Here is a 23,594-nt window from a genome sequence, read left to right as displayed (position 1 = left end):
GCAGTCTGGTGATGTCAGGCCGTTGCAAAAGATTTGCCGGAGCAAACCTCGTGCGGTCGCGCCACCTCCTGGTCAAGCGCCGCAGGAGACCGTGCGCCGTCCGACGGAGCGACCGTGACCGATGCCAGATGCCTGTGGGCGAGACCTCCGACTGCTCGAACGAGCGTCCGCTCAGGACGTCCATGCGCCTGGCGTACAGGGTCATCGCGGCTACGAAGACAAGTATGGTGGCTTCGGCCCCCAGAATGACGAGTAGCTCATCCGGCATATGAAATCCCTTCCTGCCTGGGGGAAGTGCGGTCGAAGGTTGGCCTCGGTTAATAATTAAATCAACAATTATAATTGTATCCGACCGTTAGATCGTAGTCTTGCCTGAGGGCGGTCAAAGCAGGTTCGGCACCGCGCTTATTGCGCTTCCGCGCCGATAAATCCCGCCCAATTCATTCCCATTCTGCCTTCGGCTGAACGCGTGGCGGCGCAGCGGTTGTCCCTTGCGACTTTCCGCATATTTAATTTCGATTTTATTGTTGTAATTTAATTTAAATAAATTAACTTTTAGATAATATAAATCTGCGGAGTGCCCGCTCCCATCACCGGGGGGGCTGCTCCGAGTGTGAATCCCGGCCCTGGTTGGCATTCGAATGGGGATCGGCAGATGCAACGAGCCTCGACAGCGGTCGTCGCGGCAGCGCTGGCTCTCATGACTGGCGGCGGCGTTCAGTGGGCGCGTGCGGCATTGGCGATGGTGCCCGGGGATCAGCGGTCGGCTCCCGCGAATATCGAGCTGGGACGCCCGACGCTCGCCCCCCTCAGCTACACGATGTTTTGTCTGCGCTATGAGGCCGAATGCCGCGCGCGACGCTCCTTCCGCGGCGGGCCCATCCGCTTGACTGACAACCGATGGTCAGACCTGCGGGAAGTCAATCATAGGGTCAACGTGGCAATCGCGCCGGAGCGCAACGAGCTCGGTCTTGCGGGCGAGGCGTGGATCATCAACCCCCCTCGCGGCGATTGCAACGATTACGCGGTGAGCAAGCGCCACGAGTTGCTTCAGCGCGGTTGGCCGGCGCGCGTCCTGCTGTTGAGTGAAGTGGTCGTTGGTTCTGGAGAGCATCATCTGGTGCTCCTCGTGCGCACCAGGAGCGGCGACATGGTTCTGGACAACCTCACGCCGCAGATCAAGCAATGGTGGCGGACGCCCTATCGCTGGGTCCGCGTGCAGAGCCCGGGCAGCAACGGGCTGTGGGCTGCGGTGGGACGGGAAGGGGCATGAGCGCCGGAAGGCTGCGCCTTTTCGTCGGAGGCGGCCTCGGCTACTCCTGAGCGCATTTGATCTGCTCGAGCGAGGCCAGCCTGTCTTCAAGCGCCACGATCCGGCGGAGAAGATCGAGGCGCGACAGCCCGAGAGTGGCTCGCGTCGATCCGATGACGGAAGTGGCAGCACATGGCTGTTCGGAATTGGCGGTGAGGAGGCTGAACACGCGCAGGACGCCGTCGCCGGTCAGCACGTCGACCCAGCCTTCGGAGGGCGAGCGCCCCACGATCCGTCCCGGGACGCGGCCGATATAGGGCGGAGCGTCGAGCCGCGGCGAGGCGCTGGCAATGATGAGCCGCCGAGCGTCAAGATGGGTGAAGGCCCCGGGAAATGGCGGGGTCAATCCGCGGATCAGCCGATCAATGACGTCGGTCGGCTGTCGCCAATCGATCTCTCCGTCTTCCGGCACGCGGGTGCAGCCATAGGAGGCCCGATCGGCATTCTGACTGGTGCCCTGATAGCCGGTGATCGCCCGCAGGATCACCCCGCCGAGCTCGCGTTCCTGGATCGCGTTGAGGCGTTCGTACAGGCACGTGACAGTGTCGTCCGGGCCGATCGGGATCGCCTGCTGAAACAGTAGATTGCCGCCATCGAGCTCCGGGATGACGAGGTGGATGCTGATCCCGGCGGTCGTCTCGCCATTAATAATAGCCCAGTTGACGTTGGCCCGGCCGCGATAATGCGGCAGAAGCGAATAGTGCACGTTGACGAAGCGGCATAATGCAAGAATCTGCGGCGGGATGATCCGATCGAAGGAAGAGATCACGACGGCGGCGGGGCGCAGATCGGCGATCGTTTTCCGAAGCTGGTTCAATTCCTGCAGCTCCGCGACCGGGATGTCGCGAGCCCTGGCAAATGCCCTCAACGCGCCGGCCCCGGGCGGGTCCGGTTTACGGAAGACCTGGACCACGCGGCACTGCGCAGCCAACGAGCGAAGCGCGGCGAAGCCGGTCGGTCCATCAGCGAGAAGGACGACATCGGGCTGAGGCCGCTCGGTCATGTCATTCCTGCCATCGTACGAGCTGCGCGAAGCCGTCCGGGGTCACGGCACCGCCGCGTCGAACCCATTCGGCCGCACGCAAGCCCCCGGTCTGCAATCGTACGATCGGCTCGGGACCGATCTCTGACAGAAGAATGCCCATATGGCCCTGCCCGACGGATAGTGTGGGCCACACGCTAAGACCGTTTCGTGCCAGCGCCGCGCGATCGATGTCGCCCCAGAACTGCATCACCACGGCACCGGGCGCGCATGCGGCCAGATGCGCAGCCTCCGCCTCGCCGACGCGCGGCGTTGTCGCAGGCTGCAACGCGACGACGAACGCATCCCAAGCGCCGGGACGGACGGCTGCGACGTTCTTGAACGTCTCGACGTTCGCCCCCAGGCCGGCCAGTCCGGTGTGCAGCGGGGCAAGGAAGTCATTGTCGCAGAGCAAGCCGATGGTGTTGCCGAGGACCGCAAAACCGCAATCGTGCAACTGCTTCACGGCAAGCGGCCCAAGAAATGAGAAGACATCGACGGCGGGGTGCCGCTCGTTGACGCCGACCACCGGGATCTCGCGCCGCGCGCACGCTTCGATATCCAGGTCCTCGCGACGAAATTCCCAAGCCTCAAACATCAGGGCAATCACGGCGTCGCCGCGCAGGTGGGCGATCAGCTCAGCTGTAATAGGACGTAGGTGGCCACTGTTGGTTACGATGTCGACGTTGTGAAGCACCTCAGGACTGACCTTCTCCAGAATCTGGATGCGATCAGCGACGCCAATGGGTGCTGCGAGCTCCAAAATCTGCCGTTTGGCATCGGACACGGTCCCATGGCGGCCAGATCTGGTGAATGCGTAGACCTGCTTGGCTCCCGCCATTGCGGCGAGGACCGGGGTTACGGAATAAGCGCCGGTCGCGGCTTCGGTCAGCACAGTCATTCCCGACATGTCCAGTCCGGTGTCCGCGACGGCGAGTTTCATCAGCGTCCGCAGTCGAACGGGTGAGAAGCCAGGTCTGCGAGGAGCTGCCGTATTGGTATCGCCAGAGCGCAAGTGCGCGAGTGTTGCTCCACCCCCGGTCATTGATCGATCCTGCTGTTGCCGCTGGAAGATGCCGGCTTCATCGTTCTCTGGACCGATGTGCTCTGGAGATCCGATCGCGCACTGTCCGGAGCACGTTGTGGAGCCGGTCGGGTATGAGCGCGCGCAAATGATCCTGCCAGCTCATTCGCTCAATCCATTGATCCTCGCCGGGCCGCGCGGCCCAATACCGGACGCGGCGTTCACCCGACGCGGCGACGCGGCGCGTTGTCGTGTAGTAGTAGGACGCGACCGAAAGGCGCATTCGACCCGGCGGGCAGGTGACCGGATCCGGGAGGCCGTGGAGGGTGCCACCATGCGTCTCCCAGAGGATCATGCTGTTGAACCGCGGAAAGATACGGCACCCCAGTGCCGACATGTCCGCAGGCCACAATTCAAGGCTGCCACCGTAAGCTTCGGGCCAATCCCGATTGAGATAGATGAGCAAATTGACTCGGTGGAACAGCCCGGTCATCGGGTGAACCTCGAAATCGCGATGAATCTTCGTGAAGCCGCCGGGAGGTGTTCGATGCACCCCCGCAAATTTGTGCGTCGGGTCGGAAAGAAGGTCGTGAACGCCAGTGACCGCCGATATGAATTCTCGGAAGCGCGCACTATCCACCAGGTTCAGCAGATGCTGAGTGGCTGGCCCCAGTCCATCCGATACCTCTTGCTTCACAAGGCGATCGGTATTCGTGGTGACCAGGCGAGCCTCGGGGAGGGCTGTGCATTCGGCCGCGACCATGTCCAACAATTTTTCAGGGAACGCATCATTGACGACGATGTGCGGCCATGGCCTTGCGCTGGCGTACTCGTTGCGCAGGGAGCTGGCCCGGGCAAAGAGGCCGCTCAACGAGTGAAGCTGGAAATCAACATGCAATTTCGCAGACTCCGGCTGCAGTACGAGGAACTTTCGGCTCGAGGCCCGTCGGCCACCAAATTAAATATATTATTAATTCACAGGATAATAAATGTCAATAAATGGATGCCGCGCGCCTGGCGCTTGAGGCTTGGCGCGACGGGAATGTCGACTTGCTGCATGCACCAAAGCCAGACGTCCATCACAAAGAAATTAAATAGGACGAAATTAACATATTTAACTTGAGGCGCGATAATAGAGGTCTATCCTGGCAGAGGGCTGGATTGAAGCAGAGCGAGCCGATGACCCATCTCGACACAGAAGGCGACGATCGTCGCGAATTCCTGAAGAACTGCGGAAAATTTGCCGCCGTTACTCCTCCGACTGTGACGCTGTTGCTCTCCACCTCCCTGACGTCAGCCGCGATAGCGGGCTCAGGCGGTCACATTGTGCGTGGCAACAATGGCTTCGGCAATGGTGGCGATGATGGCAGTCCTAACGGGAAAGAAGACCGGGATCGGTAAGATCGACCCTACGGGCAGCTGCTGCCGTGGATAACATAGGCGCCGCTGGCGGGCCTGGCGGTCAGCCGGTTCGGCGGCGCCTTTGCGCGGACGAGCGATCAATCAGCAGATCGTTTAGCTTCTTGCCGGCTCGAAGCTGGGCCTTGAGCCATCGGGGCTGCTTACCGCGACCGGACCAAGTTTCAGACGGATTCTTTGGGTTCTGGTATTTTGGCAGCACTGGGGGGTAGGGGCGGCGAGGGCGTTCCTCATTTTGAGCCGGAGCGCCGGTCCCCTCAATCTTGCGAAGCCGTTCTTCGAGCTTGGCTTTTTCCGCTGTCATCCTGCGACTGAGAACAGTCGTGACCTCATCATAGAGCTGCCACAGCTCGGCTGTGGTCATGGATGCCCAGTCCTCATTCTCCATGGAAAGCCGTCCCCAACTAGCTCCGAACGAAACAGGAGGGGGATTATCAGGTCAAACCGGGGGCCGGCAAGCGCGATCCACTCGTGCGGCTGCGCCAGTGGACAAGGAGTGGTTGATCGGAGTTACCGGCTGGGCCCATACCTCCGAACGCGCGGCCGCTTCCTGAGCGCCCTCCACCCGCAGGCTCGTCGTCTGGGCGTAAGCAGTCTAAGCTCGGCCCTCAACACGCGGCTACGCAAGTTCTGCAATTCAGTAAATTGAACGATAAGAGCTTGATGAGTTTGACGCAAAACAGCTGAAGAATACATGTGACCACCTACTCATTGTCAACGATGCCCTCCGTATCCGCTCGTTGAAGATGCTGAATTGACGAAGATGCAGCTCCAATTTGGGTGACCGGTGTTCATCGTTGCTACACGGGATGCGCGACGCAGCCATTTCGTGCTTCATTACCTGGCTCCGCCTTGGTGAATAGTATGATTTCCCTCCCTCCCTCCAGAAGCGCGGCTTTTGAATGGTCTCGTGTCCGTCAAGATTTCGTCGAATGTTAAATTTGAATTATGAATGTCCCAATATATCGTTGGTAATAATAGCACCAACGAAGTTAATTGGATGTTTACCATCATACAAGGCGGGATCCGTGCACCGATGACACTCTCTAGGGGAATCTGCCGATTGAATCTATCGAGCGTTGTCGAAAGAGCGTTGCTACGTCGAGGACTTCCGACGAATTTTGCGTGGAGCACCGCATTCTTACGGTGCTGCGCGTGTTTGCAGGTCAAGTTACTTTGGCGCAGCCGTCGAACTTTGGCTGTCTGGGATTTGAGACTGTGTGACGTTTTGTCCGAGCGGACTGGTGCATCCTCGCGTTTTGACGAGATTGTCGGATTAAACGGCTGCGCGGGGGGTTGTTAGCGATAGGCAGGGAAGTATGCGCCGCACCAGAATTGTCATCGCGGATCGACATCCGATCGTTTTGCAAGGGGTCAGGAGCGTTCTTGCGACGCAGCGCGATTTTGCGATCGTTGCATCCTGCGGCGATGGTGCGAGCTGCATTGAGGCAATCCGATTTCTTGTACCTGATGTCGCGCTTGTCGATGCCGCACTGCCCTCTGTCAGCCGACAGCAAATCCTCGCTCCCGCAAATGCTGCACGCCCAAGGCCCGCGGTAGTCTTCTTCGCCGGTATCGCGGCCGATTGTGAGTTGCAAAGCCTGGCCTCGGACGGCGCCTGCATCGTCCTCTCGAAGGATTCGGATGCCGAGATGCTGGTGGCAACCCTGCGGAAAGCCGCCCAGGGCCAAGCAACGGCCTCGCCAAACGCCTGGCAAGGCAATGATGAGGCCCGCCCCGATGCAAATCCTCTGACACAACTGACGGACCGGGAGCGGCAAATCATGCGGCTCGTGTCGGAGGGGCTGTCGAACAAGGAGATTGGACGTCGGTTGAACCTTGCCGACGGTACGATCAAGGTCCACCTTCATCATATCTTCCAAAAGCTGGACATCAGCAATCGTACGGTTCTCGCGGCATTGGCGATTTCGCGAAACGAGCTGCATGCCGCGTCACGTGACACGGACACCCCTGACTTCCTGCGTCAGGATCCGGAGGGCGTGAAGTGACGGGGACGTTTGGCTTCTCGGAGCGTGTGTAGGGGGTCATCGTGGTGCTAGATGCCCCGCCAGGTCGCTGCAGGCCCCTTCGGCCTCGGCTAACGTTCGAAAGGGCGAGCCGCCAATCTTGATTGCAGCCTGGTTTTTGTGGAGCGGACGCCAACTCGCCAAATAACCGGATCGTCCATGAAAGCCGGGGCCCGTGGGGCTTCCGAAGCTGATCACGAACGAGAAGCCCTCGCTGGTCGCGCTCCAGATCTCCATGTCCCGGACAGACCGATGGAATTGCAGCGGCATCGCAAATATCCGTCGTGATCGGCTCTGCGCCCGATCCCTATTAAACCAAAATTAATCTAATTAAACTGCGAGCGCAACTCTGAAGCTGCGCCCGAACGGCAGGTGCGCGCCAGGAGGTGAAGGAATGAGCAAGGAAATTGCCGATGATCAGCTGCAGGTGCACGTTAAACAACCCCAGCCATGTAAAGAAAATTATTGGTTGAAAGTCTATTTAATTTATTTTAGCGTATTTAAATGTTAAACCGGAGGGAGCCTATTGTGACCCGGGACAGCAACGAAGATGACGACCGGCGGGCGTTTTTGAAAACCTGCGGACGATTTGCGGCCGTGACACCCCCAGTGATGACTCTGCTTCTATCCACGTCCCTGACCTCCGGAGCCATTGCAAGCTCGGGAGGGCTGCATCATCGCGTGACGCAGAAGGACGAAAGTCGGTCGTTCTTCGATAACGATCGCTCGTCCGTATCAGGGGCGGGGAGCTCCAGCGGCGGGTCGTCAGGGGGCGGGGGAGGGGGAGGCCCCGGCGGTAGCTCTGCCGGATCATCTCGCGCCGGAGGGACAGCTGGTGGTGGCGGATCCGGTGGTGGCGGCGGGTCTGGTGGTGGCGGAAGCAATGCGAAAGGGCCTTTCGCAACGGGCGGCAGCTCTGGAATTCCAAGCGCGGATGGTGGGCTCGATTGCGCAGACGAAAAGGATGAGGAGAAACGTAAGGCCGATTGCCCCCGAGCTAACGCGAGAATCTCGAGTGCAACCGAATCCAGCCGATAGCAGTCTTCTCGGCCCATACCTGAGGCTGCGGGCCGCCGCATGGCCTGGCAAGGCTGATCTTCGTCCAATGCCTAAACGGCGGCGGGGTAATCCCTCGATGCACAGCCGTGACGCGTTTGGGGACGCAACATGTCCCATGTTAATGCGAATTTGCCGGAATTGCATAGTTTTCCCGATTCCTCAGTAGACGACTTGTCGACAAGACCTCGATCAGGAGGCGTGTCATGAATACCCACGTTCGAGCCGAGAATCCGGTGGCACTGCTTCGAGAACGTCTCGAGGCGCTGGCCGCACAGCTCGCGGAGCTCGAGAAGCTCAGAAAGCGGGTAGGTCGAGAGGAAAAGCTTCGGCGCAAGCTGCGCAGGGCGGGGCGGTGACTGTAACTGAGTCCGGACCGCATGTGGGCGCTCCAGCATCGCACAGGCAACCTTCATGCTGTGCTGCTTGTTCGCAACAAGTCGGGCTGTTGTGACGAGGGTGCCAAGGCGAATGGACGACGGGACTTTCGTTCATTATTCCCTTGGCTGGCAGCTAAGCCGCAAAGATCTTGAACTTGCTTCCACGCGGGACCAGACGATTGCCGCGACCGATCCGCGTGCGCTTTTGCCGAATGGCAAGATATACGCGGGTGATTTGCGAAAGCGAACTGGTTCTAAGAGCTTGTCCCGGCTATTCGACTGCCATGCGAGCGGGAGGCGCTCCGCGCTGGAGCCTATTAGCGCGCCCGACCGTGCCGTGCGAGACGATCCGATCGATTCTGCGGCTCAGGATCTTGTAGCACTCGCATGCCACGGCTTCGAGCCGCGGCCGATCGATCTCAAGCTGGCCACGTCGATTGGATTTCAGGGCTCTTGACGCCCGCATTGTGCTCACGACATGCGTGACGGTGGTGCGGCGGACGCCCAGCAATTCCGATAACGTTTCCTGGGTCAGCGGGAGGAGATCGCTGCCATTTGCCCGATCGTGAATGTGAAGCAGCCAGCGCGCCAAGCGGGCTTCGACGGAATGTAATGCATTGCAAGCCGCCACGTGCTGGAGTTGGGTCAACAAAGATCTCGTGAAGACTTGCACCATCGCTGCGATGGCGGGGCTGCAATTTTGCGCTGTCAGAAATTGCGCGGTCGAGATCTGCAGTGCGGCCCCCGAGATGCGCACAACGGCCGTCACGGGCGAGCGGGATCCGCCAAGCGCTGACGTCAGACCTACAGCCCCCTCATGCCCGACTATCGTCGTGGCGACTGTCTGCCCGTTAGACAGCTCCATGATAGTGGCTATTGCGCCGCTCAGGGGGAAGAGAAGATGTTCGATTCGATCCCCCGATCGGACCAGCATCGAATCACGCTGGATGACAATCTTCCGCAGATGAGGCGCAAGCAAAGCAAAATCCGCTTGCGGCAACGCTGCTAACAACCGATTACCAACTCTGGTCGCGTGGTCCATCATGGGATCAACCCCCGACGGATGCCCGGCGCGAGAACTCATGCCGGCGTGCCGAACTGCTCTTCTGAGCCTCAGCTCGACACCATCCAACAGGCAGCCACGGGTATGGTTCCTGCGACGAAGGCCAAGCATGTGTTGGCTTGCCAATCGCATGAAGAGCCTGCGCGTGCGACTCCAACCTGCGTTAATGCAGAACTGTCGCCGACGCACAATCAATAATAGCGTCAACTCGCCGATGGCGCCTTGCACGGGGGCCAAACGGCATCTCAACCACGATCATTCTCCCAACAGGCTGTCGGCGGCGAGGAGTAGGCGTGAGATGCACATCGCGAGCGCGATCTGAAAGTCGTCGCAGGGTCGAGCAATTTGTAGAATGATTTCGGTCGCCGGGACTAACAAGTTTTGCAATGGCAGCCGAGACCCGTTCGAGCGCGCACTCGAAGCGAACCCAACGGCTCAGCGTCGCCCTATTTGGCAAACGAACGCAGTTCGGCAAAATGAACAAATTTTGCACGCCAAAATTCGCGATTTTAAGTATGGTTAAATCAATTAAATCACTTTCTTTCTTCGTTTAGTTGAATTTTAATGTCCTCGCTCGGTCTCGGCTATATGCCGAAGGACATAGACGGCCGGGTCGAGGCAGGGTCCATGTTAGACACGTCTGCGAAAGAAGGGATATTCAAGCGCACCCGGCTTGTGATCGTAGATCGACAGCCGATCATTCTACAGGGGCTTAGGTCGGTACTCGAGGCACAGCCGGATTTCGACGTTATCGCCTCGTGCAGCGATGGGACAAGCTGCATTCAAGCAATCCGAAGTTTGACACCCGACATTGCCCTTCTTGCCGATACCCTGCCAGACCTGAAGGCATCGGAGATTCTCGCCGTTGCAAAAGCTGAGAGCCTCTCCACGCGCCTGGTGTTCTTTACCGATTCCGACGCGGACCAAGATCTAACCTTGGCCATGGCAGCCGGAGCGTGCGATGCAATCACGAAGTATGCCGCACCGGACGCCATGCTGCGGTCACTGCGACTGGTGACGAAGCGTAGCGTGTTTTTGGAGCAGTCCGATCTGTCGTCAAGCGGCAAGGAAGCCGATACCGGGAGAATTGACAACCTGCTGGAGCTATTGACGGCGCGCGAACGTCAAATCGTACGACTCGTGTCAAAAGGAATGTCGAACAAGGAGATCGCGCACCAGCTCAACGTTTCCGACGGGACAGTTAAAGTACATCTGCACAACATATTTCAGAAGCTTGAAATAACCAACAGGACGGTGCTCGCGACCCTCGCATTGCTACAGCGCCCGTCCGGGTTCGGCATACTCTCGCTGGCTCTACTTGCCGCCGCCGTTGCGGATCAACTCAAGGCGTCGGAGGCGAACGACATGCTTCCGGTTGACGACCACATCGACCCCGCGGTGGAGCATGCCGAAATTGAGCTCTGGAAGCGAGCTATTCTCCGTGACGTCATCGTTGCGGAATCGGATGAGAAGCCGGCGTTGACCCAGAGAGACGTTTCTGGCGCGGTGAGCCAAGTCTCAGGCGCGGCATGGGCAACGGAAGCGCTGCGCATCGCTGAGCAATCAGCTGGCTCGAAATCGCGTAAGGACTATAATTTTGTTGGATCTAGCACGCCCGATTGGGCCTCGCCTTCCCTGCAAGGAACAAACGTCGCGCGGATTGGGGGCGACCCCACCGCGGAAGATCTGTCGTCGCGGGTCATATCCAATCCGACGTCGATTCACGCAGGGTATGGGACCTTCGTCACTCTGACCGGTGCGTTGCTCTACGCACTGAACGATCACCATTTGACGTTGCTGTCGCATAATCCGGCCAAAGCGCCGCTCGACAGCCTCGCGGACATCATCGGCGATAATGCGGCCACGAAGCTGACTGCGATCGTCAATGCCGACGGCAACCATGTAGACCATTCAGTCCCGGGTTTCTTTGCGCACGAGTCCCGCCTGCCTTCCGCGCTTGTGACCACTGAAAACGAAAGCGTCGCAGCAGCCGTTCCCAATTCTATCTCTTTCGACTCTGTCTTCAATTTCAAATCTGGGCCGAGCAGGATCAATCTTGCGAGTTTCGGAGCGCTTGCCTGGTTGCATTTGACGGCAGCAAGCAAGTCCATACCCCCACACACCGTTGCCTGGATATCCAACTCCGCAAGCAATGAAACGATCGTCTATGTGAATTCGACCGATCACGTTCTCGAAATCGGAGATCGTGGCCTAATGGAAATCCATCTGCAGGGGACTGTATCCATTGCAGAAGCGGATCTCGTCGGCCAGCCGACCGGTGCGGCTGCCGCTATCACCTTGGAGCAGCTCGAAGAAGCGGTCACATCGGTGACTGCGGCCGGAATGGTGGCGAGTACCGACGGTGCCCATACCGATATCGGGACGAGTGAGAGCGTATTCGGGATCGCTGGAGTTTGGGACTTTCTGAATGATGTCGGCTTGAGGACCGGATTGGCGTCGCCTCGGACTGGTTTCGGCGGCACGAGCGGGTTCGGGGGCTTCATTGGCGATCCGGCTCGGACAACGGATGAGAGCGTCGATGAAGCCGGTGGGTCGGCTGATGCCTCATCGATCGTGCTTGCTCATGCTGCGACGGTCACCGCGGTTGAAAGTCTCACACCGAAGAGCCAAGGGGCCAATGCAGATACCGGCCCTTGCATCGCAGCGGCCGTTAGCGCGCGCGGCGGTAACTCACAGGATGTTTTGGGGGCATGGTCCGCAAAGGAAACAGGCGCGGAGCTGACTGAAGCCGGCTTCATACCGGGGAATGATGTCGGTGGTGAAAACGGGCATCAATCCCCGGCTTCGGCCACTCCGGGAAGATCGGCGAAGGCGGCAGAAACAGACGGCGCGGAACATGGCAAGCCGGTGCACTCAACCTCTACCAGCGTATCGGAAGCAGCCGAGATTGGTGAATCGAGCTTCGCAACCGACAGGGGCGACTCCGAAAAGCCGCCGCATGCTCCCGAACAAATGTCTGTAAGGGCGCCCGCTCGAGATGTGGACGAAGTGAGGTCCATGCCGGGCCATCGTGCCGGCAATGATGATGCGAAGGAGTCTCTGGCTTGGGACGGTTCGTCAGGGCCCGCGAAAATGGCAGAACCAGGCGGCCTGGACCACAGCAACTCGCACGCGTCGGAGCCAGGGGCGGCAATGGCAGCCACGAAGACCGAAGCGAAGGCCACACGGGATAACGGCGTCGGCAATGACAATGAGCATCATTCCTGGACCCCGGCCGATACGCCAGGATCAGCGAAGATGGCAGAATCCAGCAACGTGGAGTCCAGCGACAAACGGGGGGACCTGACCTCTGTCCACGGGCCGGAAGCAGACGAGAGTGTTGCGATGGCCGGTGGCGCGGATCGCGGTGGCGCGCAACACATCAAGGAGCTCGCGCCTGCAAAGGCGGCGGCAACCACCGAGTTGGCTGAAATTGACCTTGGATACGGGAAGGGTGGCGGCGATGGCGCCAATCATCATGCTCCGAACGCAAGCGCCTCGGCAGCAGAGACCACAGCAGAACTGGCCGATCTGCAGCATGAATTTTCGGGACACAATTTACCCCCGACCTCTGCAAACGCATCGGCAGCAACCGAATCGAGCGCCGCAGAAGGCGACAGCGTCGGAAACGGAAACTCGCAGCAGGCTACGCAACCAGCTGCAATCGCATTAGTCGCCGCACAGCCGGCCAAAGCTGCGTCCGAGATCGGCGGCGCGGATCAAGAACCGGTGTTCCGCTTCGATAGCGACGCAACTCCTTTCGCTCTCATCGCCACGGTTGAGCCCAAGGAAGTCCATATTTCGCTCGATTCGCACGACACGGGCGGGCAGGCCGCCAACCCCGACATCCTCGTCAAAATCCTGCACAATACGCTGGACGAACACGCGACCAACCAGAGCAATAGCGGTCCGCATCACACCACCGCACCTGCGCCTCATGACTTGCTGGTTTGAAGCGCTGCATTGCCGTCGTCGCCGCGTGACACCCGCTCTGGTACAGGTTTTGTCGCGCTCGTCGAATTTGAGCGTCAACGCAGACCGGTAGGCCTCGACCGATTTCGCCGGAGCCTCGAGCCGGCCTGGATCACGCGCCGCCGCATCTTCACCTGGCGACCACGCACGAACTCACTCAGCACTGCGACGCAGTAACGGAGGCCCGAAAGATTCAAAGGCCTGCTCCGGCAAGGTAGTCGCGTAAACCAGTAACCGATTGGGAAACATGCGGGAATAGATCGACTGAATACCTGAACTGCTATCGCCCCAAAAAGAATGGACGGATTGTCGCCAGAAGTGTTAGCGTAATCAACATGTTAGCGCATCGATTCAGCGTTGCCCCCATGATGGATTGGACCGACCGGCATTGCCGGGTGTTCCACCGCCATCTGTCGCGGCGGGCGCTGCTCTACACGGAAATGCTGACGACCGGGGCCATCATTCACGGCGACCGGGAGCGGCTGCTTGGGTTTGACGCGATCGAGCATCCGGTCGCGCTTCAGCTTGGCGGGTCGGATCCCGGTGAACTGGCGAAGGCGGCCCGGATCGGCGAAGAGTTTGGTTATGACGAGATCAACCTCAATGTCGGCTGCCCATCCGATCGCGTGAAGGACGGCCGCTTCGGCGCGTGCCTGATGGCGGAGCCGGACCTTGTGGCGAGGTGCGTCGAGGCGATGAAGGGCGCGGTCGCCATTCCCGTCACCGTCAAATGCCGCATCGGCATCGATGCCCAGGACCCGGAGATCGCGCTCGACACGCTCGCGCGCGCCGTGGTCGCCGCCGGCTGCGATACGCTGATCGTGCATGCCCGGAAAGCCTGGCTCAACGGGCTGTCGCCCAAGGAGAACCGCGACATCCCGCCGCTGGACTATGATCGCGTCTATCGGCTCAAGCGCGCGATGGCCGGCGTTCCTATCATCATCAACGGCGGCGTCTTGACGCTCGACGAGGCGAAAGCGCACCTTGCCCATGTTGACGGCGTCATGCTCGGTCGTGCGGCCTATCAGGAGCCGTGGCGGCTGCTCTCGGTCGATTCCGAGATTTTCGGTGAGGCAGCGCCGCACGCCACGATGCACGACGCGTTCGAGGCCATGATGCCCTATATCGAAGCGCAGCTTGCCCGCGGCACGCGGCTGCATGCCATCACGCGGCACTTCGTCGGTGCATTCCACGCCGTGCCGGGGGCGCGCGCGTTTCGTCGTCATCTTGCCGAGCACGGTACGCGGCCGGGCGCAAATCTGACTGTATTGCGGGATGCGATTGCTAAACTCGTACTCAGGCAGGCCGCCTAGCGCATCGCCTCTGATCCGGGTGCGGCGCTCCGTCGCGCCAGCACGCCATGCAGAAACGCGCCTGTACAGGGGCGCACGTCCTTCGTAACTTTTGCCACGCAATTTCAGGAGATGGGGACGTGGCAAAGAAGGCGACGAAGAAGCAAAGCGTTTCGAAGAAGGCAGCGAAAACCTCGAGCAAGCAGGGCCCAATCCGCAAGCGGACTGTCGCTAAGACGGCAAACAAGACGGCAAAGAAGATTGCTCCGCCGGCTCGTAAATCCGCCATTGCGAGCCGCCCCAAGGGGCCGGCCTGGCAATGGTCGGCGGTCGAGACTGCAGCGGCGATCCGCTCCGGTGCAATCTCTGCGGTGGAAACCGTCGAGGCGCATCTGGAACGGATGCATGCCGTCAATCCGAGGCTGAATGCGGTCGTCGTCGATCTCGGCGAGGAAGCGCTGAAGGCGGCGCAAGCGGCCGACAAGCAGCGCGCCCGAGGCGGCGAACTCGGTCTCCTCCACGGCGTCCCCGTGACCATCAAGGAGAACGTCGACTATGAGGGCCGGCCCAATTTCAACGGCGTTCCCGCCAACAAGAATCTCATCGCGCCTTCGGATTCGCCCGTTGTCCGCAACCTGAAGAAATCAGGCGCGATCGTCATCGGCCTCACCAATACACCGGAATTCTCGTTCCGCGGCTTCACCGACAATCCGCTGCATGGGCTGACGCTCAATCCCTGGGACCCTGACATCACGTGCGGCGGCTCCTCGGGCGGTGCGGGGGCGGCAGTCGCCGCCGGCATCGGCACCATCGCCCACGGCAACGACATTGGCGGCTCGCTGCGCTGGCCGGCACATTGCAATGGTGTTGCCACCATCAAACCGACGCAAGGCCGCATTCCCGCTTTCAATGCAAGCGCAACGGCCGAGCGGCCGATGCTGGCGCATCTGATGTCGGCGCAGGGGCCGCTCGCCCGCCATATCGGCGATGTTCGCCTCGCACTCGAGGTGATGAGCCAGCGCGATCCGCGCGACCCCTGGTGGGTGCCGGCGCCGCTGACAGGGCCCAAGCCGAAAAGTCCGATCAAGGTCGCGCTGGCCAAGATACCCGAAGACATGGACGTCGATCCGGCAGTCAGCGCTGCGCTCCGCCAGGCCGCCGACCATCTGGAGCGATCCGGCTACCGCGTCGGCGAGGTCGAGGTGCCCGACATCAACAGCGTCTGGCAGACCTGGTACGACATCATCACCAACGAGACTGTCGTGATGCAGGAGGCGGCCATGCTGGAGGTCACATCCGAAGACTTCCACAAGGCGTGGGGCGGGATGAAGACCAAGGCCAATGTCCTCGACCTCAAGGCCTGGATGCAGGCGACGGCTGCCCGCAACGGCCATATCCGCGCCTGGCAAATGTTCTTCGAGGAATATCCGGTGGTGCTGGCGCCGACAACGGTGAAGCCGACGCCGGGGCCGCGCGAGGACACCGTCAGCGCCGAGCGCGTCCAGGAGATCTTCTGGGGCGAAATCCGCTTCATCTCCGCGATCAACGTGCTCGGCCTGCCCGGCGCGGTGGTGCCGGTGTCGGTGCACGACGGCAAGCCGATCGGCGTGCAGCTCATCGCAGGCCGCTATCGCGAGGATCTCGCTCTGGACGCGGCCGCTGCGATCGAGAAGCGCGCCGGCGTGCTAGCCCATCGGCTCTGGGAGACGATGGACTGATCCAGCGTTCGAGGCTTCGTGCGTCTGCGCGAAGCCTCCGGCTTCCCGGTGACCCTCGCGCGTTAATTCATCCAAATTGATTCAAATTTTAGCCAAGTCGCCAACGACTATTAGGGTTACTTCCTCGATCTCTAAGCGAATTATTGTCCGCTTTACCACCCGCCTCTAACAGAGGGACGGCGGACAACGCACATGCCTCACACAGGCCAATAAGTGCGGCCCGCGCCATGCGGAGGTGGTACGATGCGCAACGAGACGATCGCTATTCACGCCGGCTACGAGCCCGAAGCCACCACGCACGCTGTCGCCGTGCCGATCTACCAAACCGCGGCCTACGCCTTCGACAGCGCCGATCACGGCGCAGCGCTCTTCAATCTCGAGGCCGAAGGCTTTCGCTACAGCCGCATCGCCAATCCCACCAGCGCCGTGCTGGAGAAGCGTATCGCCCAGCTCGAAGGCGGCGTCGGCGCGCTTGCGGTTGCGACCGGCCAGGCCGCGCTGCATTTCGCCTTCGTCAATGTGGCCGACCACGGTGGCAATATCGTCTCGGTGCCGCAGCTCTACGGCACCACGCACACGCTCCTCTCTCACATCCTGCCGCGGCAGGGCATCACCGGCCGCTTCGCCGAGAGCGACGCGCCTGATGCGATTGCAAAGCTGATCGACGAGAACACCCGCGCCGTGTTTGCCGAGACCATCGGCAATCCCGCCGGCAATGTCTGCGACATCGAGGCGCTGGCGAAGATCGCGCATGCGCATGGCGTTCCGCTGATCGTCGACAACACGGTCGCAACGCCCATCCTGCTCAAGCCCTTTGACTACGGCGCCGACATCACCGTGCATTCGCTGACCAAATTCCTGGGCGGCCATGGCACCACGCTCGGCGGCGCGATCGTCGATTCCGGCAACTTCCCCTGGGCCAAGCATGCCGAGCGTTTCCCGGCCTACAACAAGCCGGATGCCTCCTATCACGGCCTCGTCTATGCCGAGCGCTTCGGCAAGACCGCCTATATCGAGCGGGCGCGCAGCGTCTATCAGCGCACCATGGGCTCGGTGCTGTCACCGTTCAACGCGTTCCTGTTGCTTCAGGGCGTCGAGACCGTGGCGCTGCGCATGGAGCGCCACGTCGAGAACGCCCGCAAGGTCGCCGAATTCCTCCGCAAGGACCCGCGCGTGGCCTGGGTCAATTACACCGGCTTTCCGGACAGCCCCTATTATCCGCTGGTCCAAAAATATCTCAACGGCAACGCCTCATCGCTGTTCACCTTCGGCATCAAAGGCGGGATGGAGGCCGGCAAAACCTTTTATGACGGGCTGAAGCTGATCACGCGGCTTGTCAACATCGGCGACGCCAAGTCGCTCGCCTGTCATCCAGCCTCGACCACGCACCGCCAGATGTCGCCGGATCAGCAGCGCATAGCCGGTGTCCTGCCGGAGACGATCCGCCTCTCGATCGGCATCGAGCATGCCGCCGATATCATCGAGGATATCGACCAGGCGTTGGAAAAAGCCTGTCCGGCCGCCCGTCTTCAGGCGGCGGAGTAGGCAATCGGGACGATGAGTGTCTTGATCGCCAGGGATCAAGGTATCGCAAGCCCGGCGCTGGTGCCCGCCGAGGACGAACTCGCGCGCGATCGCGACGGCGCGGAGCTTACCATCGGGCTGATCAACAACATGCCGGATACGGCGCTGAAGGCGACCGAACGGCAGTTCATGACGCTGCTCCAGGCCGCTGCGGGGCATCGCCGCATCCGCTTACATTGTTTCTCGCTGCCGTCGCTGAAGCGCTCGCCGGAAGCGAAATGGCATGTCGAGAGTGAATATTCCGATCTCACCGATCTCAAACGCCAGGCGTTCGACGGGCTGATCGTGACCGGCGCCGAGCCGGTCGCGCCCGAGCTCGACCAGGAACCCTATTGGCGCGATCTCACCGAGCTGATCGACTGGGCCAAGGTCAACACCCGCTCGACGATCTGGTCATGCCTCGCCGCACACGCCGCGGTGCTGCATCTCGACCGCGTCGAACGGCAGCGCCTGCCGACCAAATGTCATGGCATCTTTGCCTGTGACGCCGTGACTCATGATCCGCTGACGCGTGATGCGCCGGCACCACTCAAGATTTCGCATTCTCGCCTCAACGAAGTCACGGAGGACGATCTCACGCAGGCCGGCTATCAGGTGCTGACCCGATCGGCCCAAGCTGGGGTCGACGTCTTTACCCGGCAATATGCCAGCCGTTTCGTGTTCTTCCAGGGCCATCCCGAATACGATGCGCTGTCGCTCCAGCGCGAATATCTGCGCGACATCGGCCGTTACCTCGCGCGCGAACGCGAGGTCTATCCGGCCCTTCCTCTGAGCTATTTCGACGCGGCGACGGAAGAGAAGCTGGCGCGCTTCGAAAAGCGGGCGAGGCACCAGCGTCATCCGGCGCTGGCCAACGAGCTGCCTGCGCTGACCTTGCGCGCGGATATTGCCGCGGGTACCGCTGCAGCCGCGCTTTTCCGCAATTGGCTGCAATATCTTGGCGCGGCCGCCGATGCTCCGCTACTCGCGCGTTAACCCGGGACGTCTGGTTCCACGTTAGGATTACTCAGGCGTTAAGCTTGCCTCGGACCACGTGCAAATGTTTCAGTACAGAAACGTGGAATCACAGGGAATGCACACTTGCTGTCGGACCTCAACGGACGCTTGAGCAATCGGCTGGCCCGGCATTTCCGTGCCGCGCCGCACCGATTGCCGATGTATGCACCGATGGTGAGCTTTACTTTCGATGACGCGCCTGACAGCGCTGCAAGCGAGGGCGCCGCGCTGCTGGAAGCGCACGGTGGGCGCGGCACGTTCTACCTTGCCGGCAGTCTGATCGACCAGCCTGGAGATCATTGGCACGGGCTATCCAACGATGCGATCGTCCGGCTGCATCGCGCGGGTCACGAGATTGGCTGCCACACCTTCTCGCATTTGCGCGCGGTCGATCTCGACGAGAGCGCAATGGCGCGCGAGATCGAGCGCAACTGCAGCTATTTTCACGGCATCGATTGTTCGATCCGGCTGGAGAATTTCGCCTATCCCTATGGCCTCGCCTCGGTCTGGCGCAAATCCCAGCTCGCGAAAACCTTCCGCTCGGCGCGTGGCATCCTTCCCGGCGTCAACAGCGACGTCATCGATCTCCAGTTTCTGCGCGCCTCGCCGCTGATCGACTGCGAGATCGATACGAGGGGCGTCGATCGTTATTTCGACGAGGCGGTTGCCAGCGGCGGCTGGCTGATTTTCTACGGCCATGACATCGTCGACCAGCCGAGCCCCTATGGGTGCACGCCGACCCTGCTGCGCCACGCGCTGAAGGCGGCGGAACGGCGCAACATGCCGATCGTGACGGTCGTCGAGGCGTTGCGCAGGATCGGAGCGTAGCTTCGGCTCCCAAACAGTCTTGCCACGCCAGCCCTGTCATGCGACTGGCGTTGTGACGAATCTTTTGAAGCCCCAGCCAACGCCCATGTCCGCCCCTTCCACAGCTCCGCTGTCAGTGCCAGCCGATGGCCGTGATGCGCTGTCGGTGTTGCATTCGGTGTTTGGCCTGCCGGGTTTCCGCGGTGCCCAGGCCGAGATCATCCGGCATGTCACCAATGGCGGCAATTGCCTGGTGCTGATGCCGACCGGCGGCGGAAAGTCCTTGTGCTATCAATTGCCGTCCCTGTTGCGCGAAGGCTGCGGCATCGTGGTCTCGCCGCTGATCGCACTGATGCGCGACCAGGTCGCCGGCTTGATCGAGGCCGGCGTTAATGCCGCCGCGCTGAACTCGTCACTGACATTGCAGGAAGCTTCCGATATCGAACGGCGCTTGATCGCGGGCGATCTCAACCTGCTCTATGTCGCGCCGGAACGCCTGGTAACGCCACGCTGCCTGTCGATGCTGGCGCAGGCCAGAGTGGCGCTGTTCGCGATCGACGAAGCGCATTGCGTGTCGCAATGGGGGCATGATTTCCGGCCTGAATATGTCGGCCTTTCCATCATCGCCGAGCGCTTTCCCGACGTGCCGCGCATCGCGCTGACCGCGACCGCTGACGAATTGACGCGGAAAGAGATCGTTCAGCGACTCCAGCTGACAGACAGCCCGCAATTCGTCTCCAGTTTCGACCGTCCGAATATACGCTACGAGATCGTCGACAAGCGCAGTGCGGTGTCGCAGCTGAAGGAGTTCATCCGGGAGCGCCATGCGGGTGACGCCGGCGTGGTCTATTGCCTGTCGCGCAACCGCGTCGAGGAGGTCGCCGCCGCGCTCGCCGACGCCGGCATCGCAGCGCTGCCCTATCACGCCGGGCTCGACGGCAGCGTGCGCTCGCGCAACCAGGATCGCTTCCTCAATGAGGACGGTATCGTGATCGTCGCGACCATCGCCTTCGGCATGGGCATCGACAAGCCGGACGTGCGTTTCGTCGCTCATCTCGACCTGCCCAAGAGCATCGAGGCCTACTACCAGGAGACCGGGCGCGCCGGGCGCGACGGCAAGCCGTCCGCAGCCTGGATGGCGTATGGACTTTCGGACATCGTGCAGCAGCGCCGCATGATCGACGAATCCACCGGCTCCGACGATTTCAAGCGCGTCTCGATCGGCAAGCTCGATGCTCTGGTCGGGCTCGCCGAGACCGCGCAATGCCGGCGCAAGCGGCTGCTCGCTTATTTCGGCGAGGTCGTGACCGCCGAGAATTGCGGCAATTGCGACAATTGCCTGACGCCACCCAAGATGCGTGACGGCAAGGTGCTGGCGCAGAAGCTGCTATCCTGCGTCTATCGCACCGGACAACGCTTCGGCGCGATGCATCTGATCGACGTGCTGATCGGTCGCCTGAGCGAGAAGGTGACTCAGTTCGGCCACGACAAGCTCTCGGTGTTCGGCATCGGGCGCGAGCTCAACGAGAAGCAGTGGCGGACCGTACTGCGGCAGTTGGTGGCGATGGGGCACTTGCAGAGCGACAGTGAGGCCTTCGGCGCGCTGAAATTGACGGAGTCCGCGCGCGGCGTGCTGCGCGGGGAGACTGAGGTGTGGCTGCGCGAGGAAGCGCCAGGCACTCGTGTCCGCGCGAGCCGTGCAAAATCCCGGCGCGGCGACCTTGCGCCGGCAGCGAACGCTCCGCAGGGCGATGTCGATCCGGAATTGCGTGCGCGGCTGCGGTCCTGGCGCTCGGATGTGGCGCGCGAGCGCGGCGTGCCCGCCTATGTCGTGCTGCACGATGCCACCATTGACGGCATCGTCCGCGCCTGGCCGACTACGCTGGACGAGTTGCGCAACGTGCCGGGAATTGGCGACAAGAAGCTCGAGCACTACGGCGAAGAACTGCTGCAGATCGTCAGGACACGATAGGGCGCCGCGGTCGTTGGTGCGCCCAACTCTCTCCTCATCGTCATCCCGGACAAGCGCAGCGCAGATCCGGGATCCATAACCACGGGAAAGACGAGGTTACGACAAGCCAGTCACCACGAGTCTTCGCCAAACGCGATCCTGTGGCCATGGGTCCCGGGCTCGCGAGTTCGTCGCGCCCCGGGACGACAATGTTCGTGTGTCTACCTCAACCGTTCCTGAACGCGTAGGCATACCCGTTCAGGGCCGGCGCGCCGCCGAGATGGGCGTAGAGGATCTTCGCGCCCTTCTCGAAATGGTTCTTCTGCACGAGATCGATCAGGCCCTGCATCGACTTGCCCTCATAGACGGGGTCGGTGATCATGCCTTCGAGCCGTGCGGTGAGGCGGATCGCCTCCTTGGTCTCTTCCGACGGCACGCCGTAGGCGGGATAGGCGTAGTCCTCGACCAGCACGACGTCGTCGGCGACGAGATCCTTGCCGAGCTCGACCAGCTTGGCGGTGTTCTGTGCGATCTCGAGCACCTGAGCCTTGGTCTGGGCCGGCGTGAACGAGGCATCGATACCAATCACCTTGCGCGCGCGGCCATCCGCGGCGAAGCCGACCAGCATGCCGGCATGGGTCGATCCGGTGACGGTACAGACGACGATATAGTCGAACTTGAAGCCGAGGTCCTTCTCCTGCTTGCGTACTTCCTCGGCGAAGCCGACATAACCGAGGCCGCCGAATTTGTGCACGGAGGCGCCAGCCGGAATCGGGTAGGGCTTGCCGCCCGCCGCCTTCACTTCCTCGATTGCCTGCTCCCAGCTCTTGCGGATGCCGATGTCGAAGCCGTCGTCGACCAGGCGCACGTCGGCGCCCATGATGCGCGAGAGCATGATATTGCCGACACGGTCATAGACGGCGTCCTCGTGCGGCACCCAGGCTTCCTGCACCAGGCGGCACTTCATGCCGATCTTGGCGGCGACGGCGGCGATCATGCGGGTGTGGTTCGACTGCACGCCGCCGATCGACACCAGCGTGTCGGCGTTGGAGGCGATCGCGTCGGGGATGATGTATTCGAGCTTGCGCAGCTTGTTGCCGCCATAAGCGAGGCCGGAATTGCAGTCCTCGCGCTTGGCATAGATCTCGACATTGCCGCCGAGGTGCTTCGACAGCCGCTCCAGCTTCTCGATGGGCGTCGGTCCGAAGGTCAGCGGATAGCGCGCGAATTTGTCCAGGTTCATTGCATCATCCCGATTGGTGTTGTTGCTGGGATGTCGCTAGCATTGCGCCGCAAAAAGGTGCTTTCGAATATTGCACTTATATTGCGCCTAGTCTTGCACTGAGATCCATGTTTGCTAAGGTTTCTTCCAATAAAGGCTGTATTGTCGAAAGATTATTTCATGGCTGCCCGGCTTGATCGGACCGACCTTAAGATATTGAGATTGCTGCAGAATAACGGTCGGCTCAGCAACGCCGACCTGGCCGTATCGGTCGCGATCAGCCCCGCCACCTGCCACCGCCGCACCCAGCGCCTGTTCGAGGACGGCTTCATCACCACTGTCCGCGCCATGGTGGCGCCGAAGAAGGTGGCGAAGGGCACGCTGGTGATGGTCGGCGTTGTGCTCGATCGCTCGACGCCGGAGAGCTTTGCGATCTTCGAGCAGGCGATCGCCAAGCTGAAATTCGTGCTCGACTGCCACCTCGTCGCTGGTGACTTCGACTATTTCCTGAAAATCCGCGTCGGCGACATGGAAGATTTCAACCGTATTCATGGCGAGCAGCTCATCGCGCTGCCCGGCGTCCGCCAGACCCGTACCTTCTTTGTGATGAAAGAGGTCGTCGATAATGCACCGCTGGAGTTTTGAGCAGAGCGTTTTCCAACGAAGTGGAAGCCGATTCGCGTGGAGAAACGCGTCAATCAAATAGACCAGCGCTATTGATGCGCCATGCGCATCATGAGAGATTCGCCC

18 protein-coding genes and 1 pseudogene are annotated in these 23,594 nt (G+C 61.1%); 13 read left to right on the top strand and 6 right to left on the bottom strand.

Annotation, left to right across the window (positions count from 1 at the left end; translation table 11 throughout):
- The first annotated feature begins 655 nt into the window (after window positions 1-655).
- Entirely contained in the window at window positions 656-1,273 is a 618-nt protein-coding gene (locus BM374_RS14685; RefSeq protein ID WP_092293175.1) for a transglutaminase-like cysteine peptidase, read from the top strand.
- Window positions 1,274-1,313: 40 nt separating this feature from the next.
- On the opposite strand, the gene BM374_RS14680 is transcribed toward BM374_RS14685, so the two are convergent.
- From BM374_RS14680 to BM374_RS14670, 3 genes are all read right to left on the bottom strand, one after another.
- Window positions 1,314-2,315: a methionyl-tRNA formyltransferase gene (locus BM374_RS14680; RefSeq protein WP_092293173.1), complete on the bottom strand. Its 1,002-nt coding sequence runs from the start codon at window positions 2,313-2,315 to the stop codon at window positions 1,314-1,316.
- Between the two features lies 1 nt (window position 2,316).
- The gene (locus tag BM374_RS14675) at window positions 2,317-3,276 is read right to left on the bottom strand and encodes a hypothetical protein (RefSeq protein WP_092293171.1); all 960 of its coding nucleotides are present in this window, start codon (window positions 3,274-3,276) and stop codon (window positions 2,317-2,319) included.
- 139 nt (window positions 3,277-3,415) lie between these two features.
- A complete protein-coding gene (locus BM374_RS14670) occupies window positions 3,416-4,255 on the bottom strand; it encodes a 2OG-Fe(II) oxygenase (RefSeq protein ID WP_244552592.1) in 840 nt (279 codons plus the stop codon).
- A 281-nt stretch (window positions 4,256-4,536) separates the two neighbouring features.
- Between BM374_RS14670 and BM374_RS14665 the strand changes: the two genes are divergently transcribed.
- On the top strand, window positions 4,537-4,758 hold the full coding sequence (locus tag BM374_RS14665; RefSeq protein WP_092293168.1) for a hypothetical protein: 222 nt from the start codon (window positions 4,537-4,539) through the stop codon (window positions 4,756-4,758).
- A 61-nt stretch (window positions 4,759-4,819) separates the two neighbouring features.
- Here the strand turns inward: BM374_RS14665 and BM374_RS14660 are convergent, their stop codons facing one another.
- Window positions 4,820-5,164: an H-NS histone family protein gene (locus BM374_RS14660; protein ID WP_092293166.1), complete on the bottom strand. Its 345-nt coding sequence runs from the start codon at window positions 5,162-5,164 to the stop codon at window positions 4,820-4,822.
- 931 nt (window positions 5,165-6,095) lie between these two features.
- Between BM374_RS14660 and BM374_RS14655 the strand changes: the two genes are divergently transcribed.
- The 3 genes and pseudogenes from BM374_RS14655 to BM374_RS38565 all read left to right on the top strand — a co-directional run bounded on the left by BM374_RS14655 (window position 6,096) and on the right by BM374_RS38565 (window position 8,218).
- Window positions 6,096-6,785 carry a LuxR C-terminal-related transcriptional regulator gene (locus BM374_RS14655; protein WP_092293165.1) on the top strand — a complete coding sequence of 230 codons (690 nt, stop codon included), beginning with the start codon at window positions 6,096-6,098 and terminating at the stop codon, window positions 6,783-6,785.
- A gap of 522 nt (window positions 6,786-7,307) precedes the next feature.
- Window positions 7,308-7,697, top strand: a pseudogene (locus tag BM374_RS39385) (hypothetical protein); the annotation flags it as partial.
- Between the two features lie 368 nt (window positions 7,698-8,065).
- Window positions 8,066-8,218: a hypothetical protein gene (locus BM374_RS38565; protein ID WP_177248293.1), complete on the top strand. Its 153-nt coding sequence runs from the start codon at window positions 8,066-8,068 to the stop codon at window positions 8,216-8,218.
- 292 nt (window positions 8,219-8,510) lie between these two features.
- Here the strand turns inward: BM374_RS38565 and BM374_RS14640 are convergent, their stop codons facing one another.
- Window positions 8,511-9,284, bottom strand: coding sequence for a Crp/Fnr family transcriptional regulator (locus BM374_RS14640; protein WP_092293160.1), 774 nt, complete (start codon window positions 9,282-9,284; stop codon window positions 8,511-8,513).
- Window positions 9,285-9,866: 582 nt separating this feature from the next.
- On the opposite strand from BM374_RS14640, the gene BM374_RS14635 reads away from it, so the two are divergent.
- The 7 genes from BM374_RS14635 to recQ all read left to right on the top strand — a co-directional run bounded on the left by BM374_RS14635 (window position 9,867) and on the right by recQ (window position 21,643).
- Window positions 9,867-13,256 (top strand): LuxR C-terminal-related transcriptional regulator, encoded by a 3,390-nt coding sequence (locus BM374_RS14635; RefSeq protein ID WP_244552591.1) that lies wholly within the window; start codon window positions 9,867-9,869, stop codon window positions 13,254-13,256.
- 353 nt (window positions 13,257-13,609) lie between these two features.
- Window positions 13,610-14,587 (top strand): tRNA dihydrouridine(20/20a) synthase DusA, encoded by a 978-nt coding sequence (gene dusA, locus BM374_RS14630; protein ID WP_177248292.1) that lies wholly within the window; start codon window positions 13,610-13,612, stop codon window positions 14,585-14,587.
- Between the two features lie 119 nt (window positions 14,588-14,706).
- Window positions 14,707-16,284 carry an amidase family protein gene (locus tag BM374_RS14625; RefSeq protein WP_092293157.1) on the top strand — a complete coding sequence of 526 codons (1,578 nt, stop codon included), beginning with the start codon at window positions 14,707-14,709 and terminating at the stop codon, window positions 16,282-16,284.
- 243 nt (window positions 16,285-16,527) lie between these two features.
- On the top strand, window positions 16,528-17,829 hold the full coding sequence (locus BM374_RS14620; protein ID WP_092293156.1) for an O-acetylhomoserine aminocarboxypropyltransferase/cysteine synthase family protein: 1,302 nt from the start codon (window positions 16,528-16,530) through the stop codon (window positions 17,827-17,829).
- A 12-nt stretch (window positions 17,830-17,841) separates the two neighbouring features.
- On the top strand, window positions 17,842-18,843 hold the full coding sequence (gene metA, locus BM374_RS14615; RefSeq protein ID WP_092293154.1) for a homoserine O-succinyltransferase MetA: 1,002 nt from the start codon (window positions 17,842-17,844) through the stop codon (window positions 18,841-18,843).
- A gap of 105 nt (window positions 18,844-18,948) precedes the next feature.
- A complete protein-coding gene (locus BM374_RS14610; RefSeq protein ID WP_092293152.1) occupies window positions 18,949-19,692 on the top strand; it encodes a polysaccharide deacetylase family protein in 744 nt (247 codons plus the stop codon).
- Window positions 19,693-19,777: 85 nt separating this feature from the next.
- Window positions 19,778-21,643 carry a DNA helicase RecQ gene (gene recQ, locus BM374_RS14605; RefSeq protein WP_092293150.1) on the top strand — a complete coding sequence of 622 codons (1,866 nt, stop codon included), beginning with the start codon at window positions 19,778-19,780 and terminating at the stop codon, window positions 21,641-21,643.
- Window positions 21,644-21,848: 205 nt separating this feature from the next.
- Here recQ and BM374_RS14600 read toward each other — a convergent pair whose 3' ends face one another.
- Window positions 21,849-22,865: a 1-aminocyclopropane-1-carboxylate deaminase gene (locus tag BM374_RS14600; protein ID WP_092293148.1), complete on the bottom strand. Its 1,017-nt coding sequence runs from the start codon at window positions 22,863-22,865 to the stop codon at window positions 21,849-21,851.
- Between the two features lie 159 nt (window positions 22,866-23,024).
- On the opposite strand from BM374_RS14600, the gene BM374_RS14595 reads away from it, so the two are divergent.
- The gene (locus tag BM374_RS14595) at window positions 23,025-23,489 is read left to right on the top strand and encodes an Lrp/AsnC family transcriptional regulator (RefSeq protein WP_092293496.1); all 465 of its coding nucleotides are present in this window, start codon (window positions 23,025-23,027) and stop codon (window positions 23,487-23,489) included.
- Window positions 23,490-23,594 lie beyond the last annotated feature (105 nt).

The sequence above is a fragment of the Bradyrhizobium sp. Ghvi genome, assembly GCF_900115265.1.
Lineage (GTDB): Bacteria > Pseudomonadota > Alphaproteobacteria > Rhizobiales > Xanthobacteraceae > Bradyrhizobium.
The sequence above is the reverse complement of the archived record's forward strand: the minus strand, read 5'-3'. Positions and strand labels throughout refer to the sequence as shown.

What these genes read in the sequence shown, in the direction of transcription:
- BM374_RS14685 (WP_092293175.1), top strand. Translation starts at nt 656, where the DNA reads ATGCAACGAGCCTCGACAGCGGTCGTCGCGGCAGCGCTGGCTCTCATG.
- BM374_RS14680 (WP_092293173.1), bottom strand. Translation starts at nt 2,315, where the DNA reads ATGACCGAGCGGCCTCAGCCCGATGTCGTCCTTCTCGCTGATGGACCG.
- BM374_RS14675 (WP_092293171.1), bottom strand. Translation starts at nt 3,276, where the DNA reads ATGAAACTCGCCGTCGCGGACACCGGACTGGACATGTCGGGAATGACT.
- BM374_RS14665 (WP_092293168.1), top strand. Translation starts at nt 4,537, where the DNA reads ATGACCCATCTCGACACAGAAGGCGACGATCGTCGCGAATTCCTGAAG.
- BM374_RS14660 (WP_092293166.1), bottom strand. Translation starts at nt 5,164, where the DNA reads ATGGAGAATGAGGACTGGGCATCCATGACCACAGCCGAGCTGTGGCAG.
- BM374_RS14655 (WP_092293165.1), top strand. Translation starts at nt 6,096, where the DNA reads ATGCGCCGCACCAGAATTGTCATCGCGGATCGACATCCGATCGTTTTG.
- BM374_RS38565 (WP_177248293.1), top strand. Translation starts at nt 8,066, where the DNA reads ATGAATACCCACGTTCGAGCCGAGAATCCGGTGGCACTGCTTCGAGAA.
- BM374_RS14640 (WP_092293160.1), bottom strand. Translation starts at nt 9,284, where the DNA reads ATGATGGACCACGCGACCAGAGTTGGTAATCGGTTGTTAGCAGCGTTG.
- BM374_RS14635 (WP_244552591.1), top strand. Translation starts at nt 9,867, where the DNA reads ATGTCCTCGCTCGGTCTCGGCTATATGCCGAAGGACATAGACGGCCGG.
- dusA (WP_177248292.1), top strand. Translation starts at nt 13,610, where the DNA reads ATGTTAGCGCATCGATTCAGCGTTGCCCCCATGATGGATTGGACCGAC.
- BM374_RS14620 (WP_092293156.1), top strand. Translation starts at nt 16,528, where the DNA reads ATGCGCAACGAGACGATCGCTATTCACGCCGGCTACGAGCCCGAAGCC.
- metA (WP_092293154.1), top strand. Translation starts at nt 17,842, where the DNA reads ATGAGTGTCTTGATCGCCAGGGATCAAGGTATCGCAAGCCCGGCGCTG.
- recQ (WP_092293150.1), top strand. Translation starts at nt 19,778, where the DNA reads ATGTCCGCCCCTTCCACAGCTCCGCTGTCAGTGCCAGCCGATGGCCGT.
- BM374_RS14600 (WP_092293148.1), bottom strand. Translation starts at nt 22,865, where the DNA reads ATGAACCTGGACAAATTCGCGCGCTATCCGCTGACCTTCGGACCGACG.
- BM374_RS14595 (WP_092293496.1), top strand. Translation starts at nt 23,025, where the DNA reads ATGGCTGCCCGGCTTGATCGGACCGACCTTAAGATATTGAGATTGCTG.